The sequence below is a fragment of the Gordonia sp. OPL2 genome, assembly GCF_003797825.1.
In the GTDB taxonomy this organism is placed as follows: domain Bacteria; phylum Actinomycetota; class Actinomycetes; order Mycobacteriales; family Mycobacteriaceae; genus Gordonia.
Map to the genome: position 1 here is coordinate 1 of NZ_RKME01000075.1, position 464 is coordinate 464.

The 464-nt window shown below is 35.8% G+C and carries 1 protein-coding gene; it reads left to right on the forward strand.

The features are described 5' to 3' along the window. A partial coding sequence (locus EEB19_RS26340) for a proton-conducting transporter membrane subunit (protein ID WP_262365944.1) occupies positions 1–464 on the forward strand: 464 nt, incomplete at both ends.

The window sequence follows — 464 nt, forward strand, 5'->3', positions numbered from 1 at the left end:
GGCTTAGAGCTGGAGATGTGGATATATCATTCGGCTTTGAAGTGACTGCATTAGGAGCTTTAATGTTATTTATCGTGACGCTTGTGAGTCTACTTGTACATGTGTATTCGAAAGGTTATATGAAAGGTGATGAACGATTACCGACCTTTTACGCATATTTAGGACTCTTTACATTTGCGATGTTAGGGCTTGTTATATCAACGAATTTATTACAACTTTATATATTTTGGGAATTAGTTGGCCTTGGCTCATTTTTACTTATCGGTTTTTATTTCTTTAAAGAAGAAGCGAAGGCTGCTGCAAAAAAGGCTTTTATTATGACCCGTATTGGGGATGTTGGTTTATTTATCGGGATGATTTTAATTTTTTGGTACGCAGGTAGTTTTGAATATGACGCAATATTTAGGGCGATTTATACAGGGGATCTACCTCCTTACATGATTACAATAACAGCGATACTAATT